This window comes from Lysobacter ciconiae (assembly GCF_015209725.1).
GTDB lineage: Bacteria > Pseudomonadota > Gammaproteobacteria > Xanthomonadales > Xanthomonadaceae > Novilysobacter > Novilysobacter ciconiae.
Window position 1 is genome coordinate 2,253,349 of record NZ_CP063656.1, and the last position, 18,425, is coordinate 2,271,773.

The following is an 18,425-nucleotide window of genomic DNA, read 5'->3' on the forward strand; positions in this document are numbered from 1 at the left end:
CGGCGCCGGGATTGGGCGCTTGATGCTTACCCCGATGCGGAGCGCGTGCCATCCTTCTCAGATGCCACCCAATCCGCCACACGTCCCGCGCCCGCTCGCACTGATCGCCCTGACGGTTGCACTGGCGCTCGGTTGCACCGCGCAGCCGGACACCGCGGCCGATCCCGATGCGCCCGAGGCCCGCCTGTCGGGGGTGTTGCTGGACATGCAGATGGACGAGATCAGCGGCCTGGCCGCCTCGCACATCCATCCAGGCGTGCTGTGGATGCACGACGACGGCGGCAATCCGGCGCGCCTGTTCGCCGTCAGTACCCGCGGCCGTCGGCTGGCCACGTTCGGTGTCGAAGACGTGGTCAAGACCGACTGGGAGGACATGGATGCGTTCGAATTCCAGGGCAAGCGCTACCTGCTGATCGCCGATACCGGCGACAACGGCGGCCTGCGACGCACCCTGCAACTGCACGTGGTCGAGGAGCCGACGACCCTGACCAACGCCCGGCTGAAGCCGGCCTGGTCGATCGCCTTCCGCTGGCCCGATGGCGCCCGCGACTGCGAGGCGGTGGCCGTGGACGCCGAACGCGGCGAGATCCTGCTGATCTCCAAAAAGCGAGAGCCGCCGGAGCTGTTTGTCCTGCCGCTGCAACCTCCGGACCGCGAGCTCCTGACCGCGACCCGGGTGGGCCATCTGGCCGGCGTTCCCGAGCCGGATCCGGAAACGCTGCGCCGCAATCCCAAACGCGCGCGTCTGGACGGCCAGGTCACCGCCGCATCCGTATCGCCGGACCGGCGCACGCTGGCGGTGATGACCTACCGCTACCTGCTGCTGTATCCGCGCGGCGCGCAGCAGGACTGGGCAGGCGCGGTCGCCGGAACGCCACGCACGAGCGTGCTGCCGTGGCTGCCGCAGGCCGAGGCCTTGGGCTGGTCAGCGGACGGCGAGAGCCTGTATGCCACGGGCGAATTCATCCCGGCGCCGCTGTACCGCATCACGCCCTGAACGGTTCGTGGCGTTCCAACCGCCAGCGCTGATCGCGTCGCGGGCCCCTTCAGTGATCACCCTGACCCATCCACACGGATGGAGGGCCCGGAATTTCTTGCCTTTCTGATATCACTTTGATATCAATAACACAGACCCGTTTCCGAGAACCGCCATGAAAGAGAACCCAACCCGCTCCCTTCCCGGCATCCCCGTGGTGCTGGTCCTCGTCCCGCTGCTGCTGGTCATGGGCTGGCTGGCGATCAACGGCCTGCGCACCCAGCAATTCGACCACGTCGGCATCGCCGTCGTCGTCGCGCTCGGGGTGCTCACGATGCTGGTAGGGCTGTACATGGTCGAGCCGAACCAGGCCGCCGTGCTGAGCCTGTTCGGCCGCTACGTGGGCACGGTCAAGGACAGCGGCCTGCGCTGGAACAACCCCTTCTATTCCAAGCGCAAGGTCTCCCTGCGCGTGCGCAACTTCGAGAGCGGCAAGCTCAAGGTCAACGAACTGGAAGGCAGCCCGATCGAGATCGCCGCGGTGATCGTGTGGGAGGTGGTCGATTCGGCCGAGGCGGTCTTCAACGTCGATGACTACGAGAGCTTCGTCCACATCCAGTCCGAGGCCGCGCTGCGGGCGATGGCCACAAGCTACCCGTATGACAGCGATGACAACGGCCTGATCTCGCTGCGCAGCCATCCGGTGGAGATCTCCCACCACCTGCAAGATCAGCTCACCGAGCGGCTCAGCGCGGCTGGTGTGAACGTGATCGAGGCGCGCATCAGCCACCTCGCCTATGCGCCGGAGATCGCCCAGGCCATGTTGCAGCGCCAGCAGGCAAGCGCGGTGATCGCCGCGCGCACGCGGATCGTCGCCGGCGCCGTCGGCATGGTCGAGATGGCCCTCACCGACCTGAAGAAGAACGGCGTGGTCGAGCTGGACGAGGAGCGCAAGGCATCCATGGTCAGCAACCTGCTGGTGGTGCTGTGCAGCGAGCGCGGTACCCAGCCGGTGGTCAACGCCGGCTCGCTGTACTAGGTCCCGATGACACAGAAAAAAGGCTATGCACTGCGGATCAACGCCGAGATCCTCGCGGCGACGCAGCGCTGGGCGGACGATGAGCTGCGCAGCGTAAACGCCCAGATCGAGTACGTCCTGCGCGATGCCCTGCGCAAGGCCGGGCGGCTTCCGGACAAGAAGAAACCTGCGAAAAAGGAGTGAATGCGATGAGCGATCGATGGAGTTATAAGGTGCTGGAGCTGAAGCCGAAACTGTTGGGCGGCTCGGTGACGGTGCGACTGGAAGACGAACTCAACCGCCTTGGCAAGCTGGGGTGGGAGCTGGTGTCGGTGACCCACATGCATTTTCTGGAGCCGATCCGTTGTGTCCTCAAGAAGGAGAACTGATATGCACCTGCGATCGCTGTGCGCTGTCCTTGCCGCGCTGGTCCTCGCTGCGGCCCCCGCTGCCGCGGCCAGTGACCCGCCTTCCGCCAACGCCGCGCCGGCCGCAGCCGCGCCGACCGCCAATGGGCTGCTGGACCAACTCGATGCGGGGGATTTTGCCGGTGCCGAAGCCCGCTTCGATGCGCAGATGGCCGCCGCTGTACCGGCCGCCAAACTGAAGGAGCTGTGGGCGTCGCTGCCCGCTCAGGTGGGCGCCTCCAAGGGCCGCGGCGAGGCCAGAGTCAGCAACGTAAACGGCCTGCAGATGGTGGCCATCCCGTTGCATTACGAGAAGGCCGAACTGCTGGCCCAGGTCGCGATCAACGACAAGGGCCAGATCAGCGGGTTCCTGGTCAAGCCGGCTCCGGCCCCGCAAGCGGCGGCCCCGGCAGCTGATGCCCCTTTTAGCGAGCAGCCCTTCCAGGTCGGCACCGCGGAGACCGGCCTTCCGGGGACGCTGGCGCTGCCAAAAGGCCAGCCCCCAGGCAGCGGCTGGCCCGCCGTCGTCCTGGTCCACGGCTCGGGGCCGCATGACCGCGACGAGACCATTGGCCCGAACCGTCCGTTCCTCGACATCGCCCGCGGGCTGGCCGCCCAGGGCATCGCGGTGCTGCGCTACGACAAGCGCACGATGGCGCGGCCGCAGGATTTCAGCGCCGGCGAGTACACCGTCGATGATGAAACCACCAACGACGCCGTACTCGCCGTCGCCGCGCTGCGCGGCACGCCGGGCATCGACGCCTCGCGCATCTATGTGCTCGGCCACAGCCAGGGCGCCATGCTGGCTCCCCGCATTGCGCGCAAGGTCGCGCAGTCCGGCGCGCCCGTCGCCGGCCTGGTGATGCTGGCCGCGCCGGCCCGTTCGCTGCTCGACATCCTGCCCGAGCAGAACCGCTACCTGCTCCAGGCCGACGGCGACATGCTCCCGGCCGAGCAGGCCTTCCTCGACGACCTCGATGCCAAGATCGCGCGCGTGCGCTCCGGCCAAGCGATGCCGGACAAGGACACCCCGCTCGGTCTGCCCGCCGCCTACTGGCGGGATTTCGACACGATCGACCCGGTTGCCGATGCACTCGCGGTCGACGTGCCGCTGCTTCTCCTGCAAGGGGGCCGCGACTTCCAGGTGGTCGATACCGATTGGCAGCTGTGGCAACGCGCCCTGGCGGGGCATGCCAATGCCACCCTCAAGCACTACGCCCCGCTCAACCATCTGGGCATCACCGGGAGCGGTCGCGGCAGCATGGCCGAGTACCAACAGGCCGGTCACGTCGACGCCGGGTTGATCGCCGACATCGCGTCATGGATCAACCAGCGGTCCACGCGGAATTGATTCCGCGTCCGACTCACACGCCCCTTGGCCCCGCCACAACCGCGGCGCTAACCTGAGCGGATGCGCGGACAACTCCCGGTTCTCATCAGCACCTCCCTGATCAACACCCCCCACGTCGAGCTGTGGCCGCACGGTCTGTTGCCGGCCCGCAGCAACCACGATGCCCGGCTGCTGGCACATGCCCGCCACGTGCTGCGGCGCAAGTACGACGGCCGTTATCTCGCCGCCGCCACTCCGGCAGGACTGAGGCCACTGCTGCACGGCTGGCAGCGCGAGCCCGGCATCGATGCGGCCATCGCGGCCCTTGCCGAACATCGAGCTCCACCGGCGGCCTTTGCATCGCCCGCACCCGAGCTGCCGCTGGATCGGCTGCACCGCCTGCTGGACGCGCTCGGCATCGACGATGGCTACGGCCGGGACACCGGCCTGCCGCTGGTCGCCGAGCCGGCCGAACTCGCCTTCGCCGGGTTTGACCGCTATCGCCGCGCCCTGTGGCTGCGACACGGCGCTGCCCGGGCGTGGTCACGCATGCAGGAGTCCGCGCTGGCCGACGACGTCGTGCTCGAGGCGATCTCGGGCTATCGCAGCCACGATTACCAACTCGGCATCTTCCAGCGGAAACTGGCGCGTGGGCAGGCCGTCAGCCAAATCCTCACCGTCAACGCGGCGCCCGGCTACAGCGAGCACCACACAGGCTGCGCGCTGGACATCGGCACCCCCGGCGAACCTCCCGCGGAGGAATCCTTCGAGCAGACCGGGGCATTCGCCTGGCTGACCGCCCACGCCGCCGATCACGACTTTCGCATGAGCTATCCGCGCGACAACCCCCACGGCATTGTCTACGAGCCCTGGCACTGGTGCTGGACCGCCGGGGCAGACGGCGCCTGAAGCGAAACCGCAGCGTGGTCAGCGCCTGATCGAGGCGGCCGCCCACAGCAGCCAGCCCAGCATCATCAGACCACCGCCCAACGGCGCCAGCGTCGTCGGCGTGGCCAGGAAGTGCCCGCCGACCAGACTGCCGGAAAACAGCAGCGTGCCGATCGCCAGCGACGCCAGCCCAGCCAATCCAGGCAGGCGAACGGCGCGCGGCGCCAGTGCGGCGAGCGCAATCCCGTGGCCGAAGGCAAACCAGGCTGCCGACTGCAGGCGTTGCTGGGCAGCCGGGTCGGCCGCATGGACCGCGTAGGCGGCCAGGGCAACCGACAGGCCGGCCAGCAAAGCGCCCACGCAGGCCAGCAGTCGAAGGGCGATGGGGCCGGCTGCGGTCGTGGCGCCAGCAGTGGATGGATTCATGGCAGCGTCCGGCACAAAAAGGAGCCCGACGATAGCAGTCGCGCCCGCAGCACAAAAAAACGCGCCGCGGATAGCCGCGGCGCGTTCTGAAGTCAGGCGTTACTGGAGCGGATCAGCGCAGCATCCAGTAGACGCGGAACTCGCCTTCATCGATGAAGCCCTTCTCGATGCCCGCATCCCATGACTCGTAAGGACGACCGGCGGTCTCCATGCCCTGGGTCAGCACCCACGCACGCAGCGCGTCGCGCACCTTGGGCAGGTTGGCCATGTGGCCGGAGAACGGCACCACCGCAACGCGGGCAGGCTCCTCATAGACGTGCTCAACCGGACCTTCCAGCTTGATCGACAGCTTGCCGGCCGGGGCCGGAGCCTCGTCGGTGGCGGCCACCTGGTCCGCGTCCGCTTCCGCATCCTTGGCAGCGGTGGCGTCCGGCTCGTCGGATTTGGCATCGGCGGCACCGGACGCCTTGCGCACCGGCTGGGCCAGATCGAAGGAGTAGGTCTCCGAACCGAACTCGTTGGTGATCACCCGCACTGGACCATCGGCCACGAGGTTGTTGGCCTTCATGACCTTCTCGATCCACTGCATGTTGTTCTTCATGGTGCGCTCGACGACGTCGTTGTTGCGCTCCACCGACGTGCTCACCAGCAGCAGGTTGGCGGCCGGGCGCTCGACAATGCTGGGCGCCTTGGCCGGATCGTCCTTGCTCAGCTCGGTGTAGTCGAAGTTGGGCACCGCGGCCAGCAGGTTGCTCAGGCGACCCAGGCTCATCTTCATGCTGTCGCCCATGCCGCTGGCGACATACATGCCGGCGTAACGGCCGAACAGGTTCATGCCGTAATCGACGTCGTAGGTCTGGGTGATGCGCACATTGCGCTTGACCGCGCCGCGACCGGTCGGCTCCAGCTTGAACGTGGTGATCTTGTTGGTGCCCGGCTCCTTGTTGGTGATCTCGTAGGTCACGCTCTTGCCGGGGACGCTGTCGACGAGCTTCCAGCTGCCGCTGCCGACCGAACGCTCCTTGGAGCTGTAGTCGAGCTGCGCGCCGGGGCCGGACTTGGGACCGGAGATGTTGATGTCCATCGCCGGATCGTGCAGCGGCAGGACGTTCCATTGCTTGAACCGGGCAAAGCTGTTGAGCGTGTCGTAGACGATCGTCATCTTGCGGTTGGTCTCGACCGACTGCTCGATGTGGCGGTGCGAAGGCAGCATGAAACCAACGATCACGAACAGTGCGGCAACGATCGCCAGCGAAATCAACACTTCAATCAGACGGGTCATACAGGTTCTCTCCAGGGCCGGACCCGGAACGGGACGAGGGCGCAGACCGGCAATCCTAACAAGGAAACCGCTCCCGCCGCAGCCCCGGGGAATGACTCAATCAGGCCATTAGCGCCGGTTTACACCAATTGCAGCTCAAATGCCTTCAGCACCGCGCGCGTGCGGTCGCGTACGCCCAGCTTGGACAGGATGTTGGAAACGTGGTTCTTGATGGTGCCCTCGGCGACCCCCAGCGAGTTGGCGATCTCCTTGTTGGAGAAGCCGCCGGCCATCAGGCGCAGGATCTCGGTCTCCCGTTCGGTCAGCGGATCGGGCTTCTCCAGGCTGACGAATTCGTTGCGCATGTGCTCCAGACCCGACAGCAGGCGCTGGCTCATCGCCGGCTGCACCAGCGAGCCGCCGCCGGCCACGGTCTGGATCGCGCCCACCAGTTGTTCAAGCGAGACATCCTTGAGCATGTAGCCTTTTGCGCCGGCCTTGATGCCCGCCAGCACCATCTGGTCATCGTCAAAGGTAGTCAGGATGATGGTCGGCGGCAGTTCGCCGGTGGCGGCCAGCGCCTGCAGTGCCTCCAGACCGGACATCACCGGCATGCGCATGTCCATCAGGACCACGTCCGGGGCGATCTGCGGGATCACCTGCACCGCCTGCTTGCCGTCGCTGGCTTCGGCCACCACCTCGATGCCGTCGGCCAGTGACAGCAGCGAGCGCACGCCCTGGCGCACCAGTGTCTGGTCATCGACCAGCAGGACCCGGATCGGAGCGTCTGCGCGGGTGGTTTTCATGGCCGGGGGGTTCTCATGGTGTTGCGACCTCGATGGCAATCTGGGTGGAGACCGGCAGCGACAGCTGCAGCCGGAAACCGGCCTGGGGCCGAGTATCGATGCTCAACTCGCCGGCAAATTCCGCCAGGCGCTCACGCATGCCCCGCAGGCCGTTGCCGATGATCACCTGGGCGGCGCCGCGACCGTCGTCGCGCGCGTCCATCAGGATACGCCCGTGCTCGTGCCACAGCCGTATCCACAGGTTATGGGCGCCGGCGTGGCGGGCCACGTTGGTGATGATCTCCTGGGTGCAGCGCAGCAGCACCTGCGCGCGCTCGGGGTCGTCCAGGCTGAGCGGCCGCTCGATGTCCATGTGGATGTCGAGTCCGGGCACGTTCTCGGCCAGCGATCGCAGGGCGACGCCGACGTCGATCGCACCGCCGCTGCGCAGCTGGCTGACCGCTTCGCGCACGTCGGTCAGCAGCAGCCGGGCCAGGGTATGCGCCTGGGTGACGTGCTCCAGCGCCCTGCCCTCGGTCAGGTGGCCGGCGACCTCCAGGTTCAGGCTCAGCGCCGTGAGGTGGTGGCCGAGCAGGTCGTGCAGCTCGCGTGAGATGCGGGTGCGCTCGTTGACCCGCGCGCTTTCGGCCAGCAGCAGCCGGGTCGCCTGCAGCTCGGAGTTCAGCCGGCGCTGCTCCTCGCGCGCCTGGGCCTGCTGCATGGCGACCAGCGCGGTCACGAACACGAAGCTGGAAAACCCGGCATACAACAGGGATTGCAACACCGCGATCAGGGGCGGGAAGTTCCACGGCGCGCCCACGAACACCGGAATCACCGCCAGGTTGCTGGCCACCAGCCAGGCGACACCGACACGCACCGGCAGCAGCCACGGCAGCAGTCCGGCCACCACCATCAGCAGCACGCTGCCCAGGCCGGTGCCGGAGAAATAGCTGACCCCGATCGCGCAGCCCGTCAGCACCAGCAGCAGGACGTGATCGACCCAGTTGCGGCGCTGATGGCCCAGCGACCGGGTGATCCACCAGTAGACCCCGCCGAAGCTCAGGTACACCGCCAGCCAGCGGCCGATGACGAGGTTGAACGCCGGATCGTCCGCGCCGCCCTGCAGGGTGGAGGGATCGAACACGATCGTGACCAGCCAGAAGCCAAGGATCGCCCAGGTGAACAGACCGGCGTAGCGCAGCAGTCGGGTATGGTTGAGGCGTCTCAGCATCCCCGCATGCTACCGGCATCGAATCCCCGGCGGGAGCCATGCATGGTGCTTGCTGAACAGGCCTGCGGCGGCGCTTTCGCCGCTCCGGGGCGGTGTCCGGCCCGTCCGTGCATGCGATAATCGGTGCCGCAACACTGGCAATGACGCACCAACCTCCTGGAGTATCGGAATGTCGATCGTCGTCCGCGACGTGCATGAGCACGAACTGGATTCCGTCCTCGCCCTGAACAACGCCGCCGGTCCGGCCATCCTGCCGCTGGACGCCGCGCGGCTGCGCCATTTCTTTGAGACCGCGGAGTATTTCCGCGTCGCCGAGCGCGACGGCACCCTGGCCGGGTTCCTGATCGGCATGGGCAGCGACGCCGAGCACGACAGCAGCAACTTCCGCTGGTTCCGCGAACGCCACCCGAACTTCTTCTATATCGACCGCATCGTGGTCGCCAGCCGGCGTCGAGGCGGCGGCGTGGGCCGCGCCTTCTACGCCGATGCGCAGAGCTACGCCGAGCTGCGCTACCCGCACATCGCCTGTGAAGTGTTCCTGGAAGGCACCAACGACCCGGTCCTGCTGTTCCATGGCAGCTTCGGCTTCCGCGAGGTCGGCCAGCACGTCATGCCGGGCACCGGCATCCGCGCGGCCATGCTGATGAAGGAGCTGTGCAGTTACCCGTGGGTCAACGCAACCTACGGGCGCGACCTGCCGCACGTGGCGTGGGCCGCGGCGCGGCAGCTGCCGGTCCAGCCCCTGTCCGCGCGCTCCACCGGTACCGGTCATTGAGGTCGGCACTGGATTTCGAGCCCGCCGGTGAGCTGAAGATCGGCCAGGTGGGCATCGCCAACCTGCGCATCCGCAGCCTGGACGTGGAGCGCCTTGCGACCGAGATGAAGGACCGAGTGCAGCGCGCACCGAACCTGTTCTCTCGCGCGGCGGTGGTTCTCGACTTCGGCGGCCTGGCGGAAATGCCCGATACCGCGACCGCGCGCAGCCTGATCGAAGGCCTGCGCGGCGCGGGCGTGCTGCCCGTGGCGCTGGCCTACGGCACCCCCGAAACCGAACGCCTGGCCGAAGCCCTGCAACTGCCCTTGCTGGCCAAGTTCCGCGCCCAGTACGAGCGCGTCGACAGCGCCGGCAGGACCGCAACCGCCGCCGCCGAGCCCGCGCCCAGCCCCGCGCGCGCAACCGAGGCCGTGCCGGCAGCGGCGCCGCCGCGCGAGGATGCACACGGTCCGGGAATGGTCCACCTGCCGCTGGTGCGCTCGGGCCAGCAGGTCTACGCCGACAATCGCGACCTGACCGTGCTGACCGGCGTCGGCGCCGGGGCGGAAGTGATCTCCGACGGTTCCGTGCACATCTACGGTCCCCTGCGCGGCCGCGCCCTGGCCGGCGCCAAGGGCAACGAGAACGCGCGCATTTTCTGCCGCGAGTTCCACGCCGAACTGGTCGCCATCGCCGGCCATTACCGGGTCCTGGAAGACATCCCCGCCGAACTGCGCGGCCGGCCCGTCCAGGTGTGGCTGAACGAGGGCCAGATCCATCTGGCCGCGCTGGACGCGCCATGACCCGCAAACCCTTCATGCTGTCTCCCCACGCCACGTCGCCTGCCGCCACCCGCGGCACTGACACGGACTGCGCCGCCCCCGCGCGCGCAGCATCGGCCGGTCACCCGGCGGCGTTTTCCCCTGCGCACCACCCCATCAATTGGAGGATTTGAACTTGGCCGAAATCATCGTTGTCACTTCGGGCAAGGGAGGCGTCGGCAAGACCACGACCAGCGCCAGCCTCGCCTGCGGCCTTGCCCGCCGCGGCCACAAGGTCGCGATCATCGATTTCGACGTCGGTCTGCGCAACCTGGACCTGATCATGGGTTGTGAGCGGCGGGTCGTTTACGACTTCGTCAACGTGGTCAATGGCGAGTCCAGCCTCAAGCAGTCGCTGATCAAGGACAAGCGCTTCGAGAACCTGTTCGTGCTGGCCGCCTCGCAGACCCGCGACAAGGACGCGCTGACCCTGGAAGGCGTGGAGCGCGTGCTCAAGGAACTGGCCGATGACGGCTTTGACTACATCATCTGCGACTCCCCGGCCGGCATCGAGAAGGGCGCCTACCTGTCGATGTACTTCGCCGACCAGGCGCTGGTGGTGGTCAACCCGGAAGTGTCCTCGGTGCGCGATTCCGACCGCATCCTGGGCCTGCTGGCCTCCAAGACGCGCCGCGCCGAGAAGGGCGAGCGGATCAAGGAGCACCTGCTGCTGACCCGCTACAGCCCCAAGCGCGTGGAAACCGGCGAGATGCTCAGCATCACCGACGTGGAGGAGATCCTCGGGCTGAAGACGATCGGCGTGATCCCCGAGTCCAGCGACGTGCTCAACGCGTCCAACAAGGGCGAACCGGTGATCCTGGACACTGAATCCGACGCCGCCCAGGCCTACGACGACGCCGTCGCCCGGCTGCTGGGAGATACGCGCCCGATGCGCTTCATCACCCCTGAGAAAAAGGGTTTCTTCAGCAAGATGTTCGGAGGATAGTCATGGGTCTGTTGGATTTCCTGCTGGTCAAGAAGCAGACCGCCTCGGTCGCCAAGGACCGGCTGCGGATCATCGTCGCCCACGAGCGCGCTACCCGCGGCGGTCCGGACTACCTGCCGATGCTGCAACGGGAGTTGCTCGAGGTCATCCGCAAATACGTCAACGTGGACGCCGACGCGGTCAAGGTCGACCTGCTCGGCGAGGGCGACGACAAGGTGCTGGATATCTCGGTCTCGCTGCCGGAAAGCGCGGCGGTCGCCAACGGCTGAGGCGTGCGGCAGTTGCTTCCCTGCCCGCGACGCCGACACGGGTCGCGGGACATGCGCCGGTGCCCTGCCCGCACTCGCAGCGCCCTGTGAAGTCGATGACATGCTGACCTTGTCCGACATCGGCTTCGAGGCCCCGGCGCGCCTGCTGGCCGGCTACGGCCTGCGTCTGGTCGAGGTGGCCAATGGCGAGCCAATCCCCGGCAGCTACTGGGGCGACGCGGAGGCCGGGCTGATCGGCGAGACCGTGTATGCCCGCGGCGACACGCCGGTGCATTCGCTGCTGCACGAGGCCGGCCACCTGATCGTGCTGCCGGCGGCCGATCGCGCCCGGGTGCACACCGACGCGACCGATTCGATCGAGGAAGAAGACGCGGTGTGCGTCCTGCAGGCCCTGCTGGGCGATGCGCTGCCCGGCGTGGGCGCTGAGCGCATCCTGGCCGACATGGACGCGTGGGGCTACACCTTCCGCCTCGGTTCGGCGGCCGCCTATTTCCACCACGATGCGGATGCCGCGTGGCAGTGGCTCGCCGCGCGCGGCCTAGTCGATCCGCGGACGCGCACGCTTGCGCCCCGCGCGCGCGGGACCTAGCCTTCGGGGATTGGCGTCGTCGCGGCGCTCCAAACCCAGAGGTGACCCCGATGAAGCCCATCCGCGCCGTCCTCGCGCTGAGCATCGCCATTGCCGTGCTCGGCCTGTCGGCCTGCGAGAAGTCGCGCACGCCCACACCGACCACGCCGGCAGGCGGCACCACCGCCACCGCCGAGGAGAACGCCGACCAGTTCATCGCCCGCATCAACGGCGAGTGGAAGGCGATGCAACCCGAGCTGACCAAGCCGCAGTGGCTGTCCAACACCTTCATCAACGATGACACCGAATTCCTGGCGGCCAAATCCAACGAGCGCTACCTCTCGCAGCTGAACGAGTGGATCGAGCAATCCAGGCGGTTCGAGGGCCAGCAGATGACGCCGGAGACGGCGCGCGCGATCCAGCTGCTCAAGCTGTCGACCTCGATGCCGGCGCCCACCGACCCGGCCAAGCTGGCCGAGCTGGCCGGCATCGCCAGCAGGATGGAAGGCGCCTACGGCTCGGGCAAGTACTGCACCGGCGAGGGCGACGCGCGCAGCTGCCGCCAGCTGGGCGAGCTGGAGGACGTGCTGCGCAGCAGCCGCGACTACGACGCGCAGCTGGACGCATGGCGCGGCTGGCACACCATCTCCCAGCCGATGCGCAAGGATTACGTGCGCTTCGTCGCGCTGGTCAACGAGGGCGCCGACGCCATGGGCTTTGCCGACACCGGCGAGATGTGGCGCTCCGGCTACGACATGAGCCCGGTCGAGCTGGCCGCCGAAACCGACCGGTTGTGGAGCCAGGTCAAGCCGCTCTACGAGCAACTGCACTGCTACGCACGCACCCGCCTGGACGCAAAGTACGGGAAGGACAAGGGCGAGGTCGCCGGCGGCATGCTGCCCGCCCACCTGATGGGCAACATGTGGCAGCAGGACTGGAGCAACCTGTGGGACCTGCTGGTGCCGTATGAAAACGCCGGCACGATGGACATCACCGGCGCGCTGGAAGCGCGCTACAACGAAATCCACCGGCAAAAGCTTGCCCAGAACACCGGCGACCGCAGTCCCGCCCGGCTGGCGCAACTGGACGAGGATGCCAAGGACGCCTCCGCACGCCAGATGACCAAACGCGCCGAGGACTTCTACCTCTCCCTGGGCATGGCCAAGCTGCCCGACAGCTATTGGGAGCACACCCAGTTCATCAAGCCGCGCGACCGCGACGTGGTCTGCCACGCCAGCGCGTGGGACATGGACATGAAGGGCGATGTGCGCACCAAGATGTGCATCAAGCCCAACGAGGAAGAGTTCACCACCATCTACCACGAGCTGGGCCACGTGTATTACTACATGGCCTACAACGACCAGCCGCCGCTGTTCCAGACCGGCGCCCACGACGGTTTCCACGAGGCGATCGGCGACACGATCGTGCTCGCGATGACGCCCAGGTACCTGGAGTCGATCGGCCTGGCCAGCGCGCAGCAACAAAGCGAGCAGGCGCTGATCAACGCGCAGATGCGCATGGCGCTGGCCAAGGTGGCCTTCCTGCCGTTCGGCCTGATGATCGATCGCTGGCGCTGGGGCGTGTTCGACGGCTCGATCCCGCCCGATCAGTACAACAAGGCGTGGTGGGACCTGAAGGCCAAGTACCAGGGCGTGGCGCCGGTGCAGGCGCGCGGCGAGGAGTTCTTCGATCCGGGCGCCAAGTACCACGTGCCGGGCAACACGCCCTACACCCGTTACTTCCTCTCGCACGTGCTGCAGTTCCAGTTCTACAAGTCGCTGTGCGAAGCGGCCGGCCACACGGGGCCGCTCAACGAGTGCAGCTTCTACGGCAACAAGGCCGCGGGCCGGAAATTGCAGGCGATGCTGGCCAAGGGCGCGAGCCAGCCCTGGCAGCAGACGATGAAGGAGCTGACCGGCGGGGAGAGCATGGATGCCAGCGCGGTGCTGGAGTACTTCGCCCCGTTGCAGGAGTGGCTGCAGCAGCAGAACGAAGGACAGACCTGCGGCTGGCAGGCGAGCGCGGCAGCGGGCGCTCCCGCGCCTTCCGCCGCGCGGCCCGCGCCCGCTGCGGGCTAGATCGAATCGCCCGGCACCCGCGTCCCGCTGCGCGAGCGGCCGGACAGCGGTTGCGACGCGATCGATTCCCACAGCCAGAACAGCCAGCCGATCAGGACCAGCGCCGCAGCCGCGATCGCCAGATGCAGGGCGCTGCCGCTGAGCCACGGCGAGATGATCCCGGCGACCACGGCGTTCAGCACCAGTGACGTGAACGCCTGCAGCGAGGACGCCGCGCCGCGCATGCGCGGGTACATCTCCAGGATCGCCAGGGTCACGATCGGGAAGACCAGGGCGATGCCGAACGCGTTCAGGCTGATCGGAATCATCGCCCAGGGGATCTGTGGAGCGTCGGTCAACAGGTTGAAGATCAGCCCCAGGGTGACCGCGAAGCCGGAGACCGCGAATCCCATCGCCACCAGGGTCGAGCCGCGGATGCGTCCGGCGGCGCGGCCGGAGGTGAACGCACCCAGTACCATGCCGCCGATCATCGGGATGAAGAACCAGCCAAAGTCGCCCGGGCCCATCGGTTCGCCGTTGCGTTGCAGCAGGTCCAGTACGAAGGCCGGCGCGGAGGCGATGAACAGGAACAGCGCCGAGAAGTTGAACGCCGCGCAGGCGGCCAGGCGCTGGAAACGCGGATTGATCAGGATCGCCTTGTAGTCGCGCAGCAGCCGCGAGGGCACCAGTGGCAGCCGCGCCTGGACCGGATGCGTCTCCGGCAGCAGCCACCAGGTGACCGCCAGCAATACCGCCGAGAACACCACCAGGAACCAGAAAATCGTCGACCAGTGGCTCCAGCCAAGGATCCAGCCGCCGATGATCGGCGCGATCGCCGGTGCGATGCCGAAGATCATCGACACGTGGCTCATCAGGCGCTGGGCGTCGTCGCCCTGCAGCACGTCGCGGATCACCGCCCGGCCGACGATGAGCCCGGTGCCCGCCGACAGTCCCTGCAGCGCGCGGAACACCAGCAAGGTGTCAAGCCGGGTCGACATCGCGCAGCCGACCGAGGCCAGGGTGAAGATCGCCAGCCCGCCCAGGATCACCCGGCGCCGGCCCCACGCGTCCGACAGCGGCCCGTGCAGGACGCTGGTGACCGCATACGCCACCAGGTAGACGCTGATGGTCTGCTGCATCGCCAGCTTGTCGGCGCCGAACTCCGCGCCCATGACCGGGAATGCGGGGAAGATGGTGTCGATGGCGAAGGGGCCGAACATCGACAGCCCGGCCAATATCAGGGTGAGCCGGGCCAGGCTCACCGGCTTTTGCGATGTGTCCACGGAAATCCAGCGGTCGAACGACCCGCCATGGTACGGGCTGGACGTGCTCCGCGTAGGGTTGGCGGCGACGCCGGTGTGCCGACGCGGAAACAGGCTGCCTGCGCGGCGCTTCGGGCCTTGGCGGCTGCCGCCCCCGTGGTGCTGCATCGCCTATAATCCGCGCAGGTAAATACATCCGGTGGGAGAAGCGGATCGCGGTCTGACAGGCCGTCCCGCTGCCGAAGACGCAACGCCCGTAATCGTTCAGGCTCCCGTACCACCGGCTGTGAACCACTCTGGAGAGACCGGTTGAATCCGGCGCCGAAGGGGCACGAAGCGCAGACCCGGACCGGGTCGGCTTCCAAAACTCTCAGGCAAAAGGACAGAGGGGCGAGCGGGGATTCCCGTGGCGCAAGCCAGGGACCCGCAAGCGTCCGTCGGCCAGGAGGCGGACGGCGTGCGAACGTCCTTCCCGCGGTCACGCACCGCACCCAGCCAACGGACCCCTGACATGAGCCACGACACCCCACTCTCCCTGCGCGAGCTTGAGCATCACGATGCGTTCGTGGCGCGCCACATCGGCCCCAACGACGCGGAAATCGCGCAGATGCTGCGCGTGGTCGGTCACGAGTCGCTGGACGCCTTCACCGATGCGATCGTGCCCGGCTCGATCCGCTCGCCCGAGCCGCTGGCATTGCCCACCGCGGTGACCGAGGTCGACGCGCTGGCCCGGATCCGCGAGATCGCCGAGCGCAACCGGGTGTTCCGCAGCTTCATCGGCCAGGGCTATTACGGCACCCACACGCCCAACGTGATCCTGCGCAACGTCCTCGAGAACCCCGGCTGGTACACCGCCTACACGCCTTACCAGGCGGAGATTTCGCAAGGCCGCATGGAAGCGCTGATCAACTTCCAGACCATGTGCATGGACCTGACCGGCATGGAGATCGCCAACGCGTCCCTGCTCGACGAAGCCACCGCGGCGGCCGAGGCCATGACCCTGGCGCGGCGCTCCAGCCGGCTCAAAAGCAACGTGTTCTTCGTCTCCAGCGGCGTGCACCCGCAGACCATCGAAGTGATGCGCACCCGCGCCGAGCCGCTGGAGATCGAGCTGGTGGTGGGCGATGACGCCGATGCGGCGCAGATTGACGCCTTCGGCGTGCTGCTGCAGTACCCCGACACCTTCGGCCGCGCCAACGACTACGCCGAACTGGCCGAGGCCGTGCACGCGCGCGGCGGTCTGGTCGCCGTCGCCGTCGACCTGCTCGCCCTGACCCTGCTGAAGGCGCCCGGTGAATGGGGCGCGGACATCGTGGTCGGCAACACCCAGCGCTTCGGCGTGCCGTTTGGCTTCGGTGGTCCGCATGCCGCGTTCATGGCCTGCCGCGACGCCTACAAGCGCTCGATGCCGGGCCGCCTGATCGGCGTGTCGGTCGATGCCGAGGGCAACCCGGCCTATCGCCTGACCCTGCAGACCCGCGAGCAGCACATCCGCCGCGAGAAGGCGACCAGCAACATCTGCACCGCGCAGGTGCTGTTGGCGGTGATGGCGGCGATGTACGCCGTCTACCACGGCCCGGACGGCCTGATCCGCATTGCCCGCCGCACCCACCGACTGGCGGGCATCCTGGCCGGCATCCTGCGCAACGCGGGGGTCGCCGTCGGCGAGGGCTTCTTCGACACCCTGCACCTGACCGGCGTGGACGCGGCCGACATGCACCACCGCGCCGTGCAGGCGCACATGAACCTGCGCGTGATCGATGCGACGAGCGTGGGCATCAGCTTCGACGAGACCACCACGCGCGAGGACGTGATCGCGCTGGCCGGCCTGTTTGGCGTGCAGATCGACCTGGACCGCATCGACGAGCTGGACGCGGGAACCGCCGACGCGCTTCCGGCCGCGCTGCTGCGCGAATCCAAATTCATGACCCACCCGGTGTTCAATACCCACCACAGCGAGCACGAGATGCTGCGCTACATCCGCTCGCTGGCGGACAAGGACCTGGCGCTGGATCGCACCATGATCCCGCTGGGCAGCTGCACCATGAAGCTCAACGCCACCGCCGAGATGATCCCGATCACCTGGCCGGAGTTCGCCAACATCCACCCGCTGGCGCCGGCCGACCAGGCGCTGGGCTACAAGGAGCTGATCGACGGCCTGGAGGCGATGCTGGCGGAGATCACCGGCTATGACGCGGTCAGCCTGCAGCCCAACTCCGGCGCCCAGGGCGAGTACGCCGGATTGCTTGCGATCCGCGCCTGGCACCGCGCCAACGGCCAGGAGCAGCGCGACATCTGCCTGATTCCCGAGTCCGCGCACGGCACCAACCCGGCCTCCGCGCAGCTCTGCGGGCTGAAGGTCGTGGTGACCAAGTGCGACGCCAACGGCAACGTCGACGTCGAGGACATCCGCGCCAACGCCGAGAAGTATTCCGACCGGCTCGCCGCGCTGATGATCACCTACCCCTCCACCCACGGCGTGTTCGAGGAAGGCGTGGTGGAGATCTGCGAGATCGTCCACGCCCACGGCGGCCAGGTCTACACCGACGGCGCCAACATGAACGCCATCGTCGGCCTGGCCCAGCCGGGCAAATGGGGCTCGGACGTCTCCCACCTCAACCTGCACAAGACCTTCTGCATCCCGCACGGCGGCGGCGGTCCCGGCGTGGGCCCGTGCGCGGTGAAGTCGCACCTGGCGCCCTACCTGCCGCGCGCGTTCGGCGGCCAGGGCGAGGTGGGCATGGTCAGCGCGGCCACTTTCGGGTCGGCCTCGATTCTGCCGATCAGCTGGATGTACATCACCCTGATGGGCCGCGACGGCCTGCGCCGGGCCAGCGAGATCGCGATGCTCAACGCCAACTACGTGGCCAAGCGTCTGGAGCCGCACTACCCGACCCTGTACACCGGTCGCAACGGCCTGGTCGCGCACGAGTGCATCCTCGACCTGCGTCCGCTGGAGAAGGCCACCGACGTCAGCGCCGAGGACGTGGCCAAGCGGCTGGTGGACTTCGGCTTCCACGCCCCGACCCTGAGCTTCCCGGTCGCCGGCACGCTGATGGTCGAGCCGACCGAAAGCGAGTCGCTGCACGAGCTGGACCGCTTCATCGACGCGATGATCCAGATCCGCGAGGAGATCCGGGCCATCGAGGACGGCTCGCTGGACCGTGAGGACAACCCGCTCAAGCATGCCCCGCACACGGCGGCGCAGGTCAGCGCGAGCGAGTGGTCGCACGCCTACCCGCGCGAGCTGGCGGCGTTCCCGCTGCCTTCGCTGCGGCAGCAGAAGTACTGGCCGCCGATTGCCCGCGTGGACAACATCTACGGCGACAAGAACGTGTTCTGCGCCTGCGTGCCGATCAACGAGTACGAAGGCGAGATCGAGGCGTTCAGCGAGCCGATGGTGTCCTGATCGCGCTGCGCCGGCCG

Annotated in this window: 18 protein-coding genes and 1 riboswitch; of the genes, 13 read left to right on the plus strand and 5 right to left on the minus strand. The window is 67.7% G+C overall.

The genetic code is table 11. From position 1 onward, the window contains the following. Window positions 1–61: 61 nt before the first annotated feature. The 6 genes from INQ41_RS10135 to INQ41_RS10160 all read left to right on the plus strand — a co-directional run bounded on the left by INQ41_RS10135 (window position 62) and on the right by INQ41_RS10160 (window position 4,640). A complete protein-coding gene (locus INQ41_RS10135) occupies window positions 62–997 on the plus strand; it encodes a hypothetical protein (RefSeq protein WP_193984136.1) in 936 nt (311 codons plus the stop codon). Between the two features lie 226 nt (window positions 998–1,223). Further along, complete coding sequence (locus tag INQ41_RS10140) at window positions 1,224–2,015, plus strand: SPFH domain-containing protein (protein ID WP_407074274.1); 792 nt, start codon at window positions 1,224–1,226, stop codon at window positions 2,013–2,015. 6 nt (window positions 2,016–2,021) lie between these two features. Continuing rightward, window positions 2,022–2,198 carry an Arc family DNA binding domain-containing protein gene (locus INQ41_RS10145; RefSeq protein WP_193984140.1) on the plus strand — a complete coding sequence of 59 codons (177 nt, stop codon included), beginning with the start codon at window positions 2,022–2,024 and terminating at the stop codon, window positions 2,196–2,198. 5 nt (window positions 2,199–2,203) lie between these two features. After that, a complete protein-coding gene (locus INQ41_RS10150; protein ID WP_193984142.1) occupies window positions 2,204–2,383 on the plus strand; it encodes a DUF4177 domain-containing protein in 180 nt (59 codons plus the stop codon). 1 nt (window position 2,384) lies between these two features. Further along, complete coding sequence (locus tag INQ41_RS10155) at window positions 2,385–3,752, plus strand: alpha/beta hydrolase (RefSeq protein WP_193984144.1); 1,368 nt, start codon at window positions 2,385–2,387, stop codon at window positions 3,750–3,752. A gap of 60 nt (window positions 3,753–3,812) precedes the next feature. Then, window positions 3,813–4,640, plus strand: a complete 828-nt coding sequence (locus tag INQ41_RS10160) for a M15 family metallopeptidase (protein WP_193984146.1) — start codon at window positions 3,813–3,815, stop codon at window positions 4,638–4,640. Window positions 4,641–4,658: 18 nt separating this feature from the next. Here the strand turns inward: INQ41_RS10160 and INQ41_RS10165 are convergent, their stop codons facing one another. The 4 genes from INQ41_RS10165 to INQ41_RS10180 form a co-directional block, all read right to left on the minus strand. After that, a complete protein-coding gene (locus INQ41_RS10165; protein ID WP_193984148.1) occupies window positions 4,659–5,045 on the minus strand; it encodes a DUF423 domain-containing protein in 387 nt (128 codons plus the stop codon). A gap of 112 nt (window positions 5,046–5,157) precedes the next feature. After that, window positions 5,158–6,327: a polyketide cyclase gene (locus INQ41_RS10170; protein WP_193984149.1), complete on the minus strand. Its 1,170-nt coding sequence runs from the start codon at window positions 6,325–6,327 to the stop codon at window positions 5,158–5,160. A 119-nt stretch (window positions 6,328–6,446) separates the two neighbouring features. Beyond that, the gene (locus INQ41_RS10175; RefSeq protein ID WP_193984151.1) at window positions 6,447–7,112 is read right to left on the minus strand and encodes a response regulator; all 666 of its coding nucleotides are present in this window, start codon (window positions 7,110–7,112) and stop codon (window positions 6,447–6,449) included. A 13-nt stretch (window positions 7,113–7,125) separates the two neighbouring features. Next, entirely contained in the window at window positions 7,126–8,322 is a 1,197-nt protein-coding gene (locus INQ41_RS10180; RefSeq protein ID WP_193984153.1) for a sensor histidine kinase, read from the minus strand. A 169-nt stretch (window positions 8,323–8,491) separates the two neighbouring features. On the opposite strand from INQ41_RS10180, the gene INQ41_RS10185 reads away from it, so the two are divergent. The 6 genes from INQ41_RS10185 to INQ41_RS10210 all read left to right on the plus strand — a co-directional run bounded on the left by INQ41_RS10185 (window position 8,492) and on the right by INQ41_RS10210 (window position 13,758). Beyond that, window positions 8,492–9,097, plus strand: a complete 606-nt coding sequence (locus INQ41_RS10185) for a GNAT family N-acetyltransferase (protein WP_193984155.1) — start codon at window positions 8,492–8,494, stop codon at window positions 9,095–9,097. After that, window positions 9,094–9,879, plus strand: coding sequence for a septum site-determining protein MinC (gene minC, locus INQ41_RS10190; RefSeq protein ID WP_228076571.1), 786 nt, complete (start codon window positions 9,094–9,096; stop codon window positions 9,877–9,879). The genes INQ41_RS10185 and minC overlap by 4 nt, the downstream gene beginning before the upstream one ends. Window positions 9,880–10,033: 154 nt before the next feature. Continuing rightward, on the plus strand, window positions 10,034–10,843 hold the full coding sequence (gene minD, locus INQ41_RS10195) for a septum site-determining protein MinD (protein ID WP_193984157.1): 810 nt from the start codon (window positions 10,034–10,036) through the stop codon (window positions 10,841–10,843). A gap of 2 nt (window positions 10,844–10,845) precedes the next feature. Beyond that, window positions 10,846–11,112, plus strand: a complete 267-nt coding sequence (gene minE / locus INQ41_RS10200; protein ID WP_193984159.1) for a cell division topological specificity factor MinE — start codon at window positions 10,846–10,848, stop codon at window positions 11,110–11,112. Between the two features lie 100 nt (window positions 11,113–11,212). Then, complete coding sequence (locus tag INQ41_RS10205; RefSeq protein ID WP_193984162.1) at window positions 11,213–11,701, plus strand: hypothetical protein; 489 nt, start codon at window positions 11,213–11,215, stop codon at window positions 11,699–11,701. A gap of 50 nt (window positions 11,702–11,751) precedes the next feature. Beyond that, window positions 11,752–13,758, plus strand: coding sequence for a M2 family metallopeptidase (locus tag INQ41_RS10210; RefSeq protein ID WP_193984163.1), 2,007 nt, complete (start codon window positions 11,752–11,754; stop codon window positions 13,756–13,758). On the opposite strand, the gene INQ41_RS10215 is transcribed toward INQ41_RS10210, so the two are convergent. Then, complete coding sequence (locus INQ41_RS10215) at window positions 13,755–14,957, minus strand: multidrug effflux MFS transporter (RefSeq protein ID WP_343224942.1); 1,203 nt, start codon at window positions 14,955–14,957, stop codon at window positions 13,755–13,757. The two genes, INQ41_RS10210 and INQ41_RS10215, sit on opposite strands and share 4 nt — an antisense overlap. 328 nt (window positions 14,958–15,285) lie before the next feature. Next, window positions 15,286–15,395, plus strand: a riboswitch (glycine riboswitch). Between the two features lie 115 nt (window positions 15,396–15,510). Here INQ41_RS10215 and gcvP point away from each other — a divergent pair. Further along, the gene (gene gcvP, locus INQ41_RS10220) at window positions 15,511–18,408 is read left to right on the plus strand and encodes an aminomethyl-transferring glycine dehydrogenase (RefSeq protein WP_193984166.1); all 2,898 of its coding nucleotides are present in this window, start codon (window positions 15,511–15,513) and stop codon (window positions 18,406–18,408) included. Window positions 18,409–18,425 lie beyond the last annotated feature (17 nt).

Coding starts and splice junctions, on each gene's coding strand:
- INQ41_RS10135 (WP_193984136.1), top strand. CDS start 62: ATGCCACCCAATCCGCCACACGTCCCGCGCCCGCTCGCACTGATCGCC.
- INQ41_RS10140 (WP_407074274.1), top strand. CDS start 1,224: ATGGGCTGGCTGGCGATCAACGGCCTGCGCACCCAGCAATTCGACCAC.
- INQ41_RS10145 (WP_193984140.1), top strand. CDS start 2,022: ATGACACAGAAAAAAGGCTATGCACTGCGGATCAACGCCGAGATCCTC.
- INQ41_RS10150 (WP_193984142.1), top strand. CDS start 2,204: ATGAGCGATCGATGGAGTTATAAGGTGCTGGAGCTGAAGCCGAAACTG.
- INQ41_RS10155 (WP_193984144.1), top strand. CDS start 2,385: ATGCACCTGCGATCGCTGTGCGCTGTCCTTGCCGCGCTGGTCCTCGCT.
- INQ41_RS10160 (WP_193984146.1), top strand. CDS start 3,813: ATGCGCGGACAACTCCCGGTTCTCATCAGCACCTCCCTGATCAACACC.
- INQ41_RS10165 (WP_193984148.1), bottom strand. CDS start 5,045: ATGAATCCATCCACTGCTGGCGCCACGACCGCAGCCGGCCCCATCGCC.
- INQ41_RS10170 (WP_193984149.1), bottom strand. CDS start 6,327: ATGACCCGTCTGATTGAAGTGTTGATTTCGCTGGCGATCGTTGCCGCA.
- INQ41_RS10175 (WP_193984151.1), bottom strand. CDS start 7,112: ATGAAAACCACCCGCGCAGACGCTCCGATCCGGGTCCTGCTGGTCGAT.
- INQ41_RS10180 (WP_193984153.1), bottom strand. CDS start 8,322: ATGCTGAGACGCCTCAACCATACCCGACTGCTGCGCTACGCCGGTCTG.
- INQ41_RS10185 (WP_193984155.1), top strand. CDS start 8,492: ATGTCGATCGTCGTCCGCGACGTGCATGAGCACGAACTGGATTCCGTC.
- minE (WP_193984159.1), top strand. CDS start 10,846: ATGGGTCTGTTGGATTTCCTGCTGGTCAAGAAGCAGACCGCCTCGGTC.
- INQ41_RS10205 (WP_193984162.1), top strand. CDS start 11,213: ATGCTGACCTTGTCCGACATCGGCTTCGAGGCCCCGGCGCGCCTGCTG.
- INQ41_RS10210 (WP_193984163.1), top strand. CDS start 11,752: ATGAAGCCCATCCGCGCCGTCCTCGCGCTGAGCATCGCCATTGCCGTG.
- INQ41_RS10215 (WP_343224942.1), bottom strand. CDS start 14,957: ATGTTCGGCCCCTTCGCCATCGACACCATCTTCCCCGCATTCCCGGTC.
- gcvP (WP_193984166.1), top strand. CDS start 15,511: ATGAGCCACGACACCCCACTCTCCCTGCGCGAGCTTGAGCATCACGAT.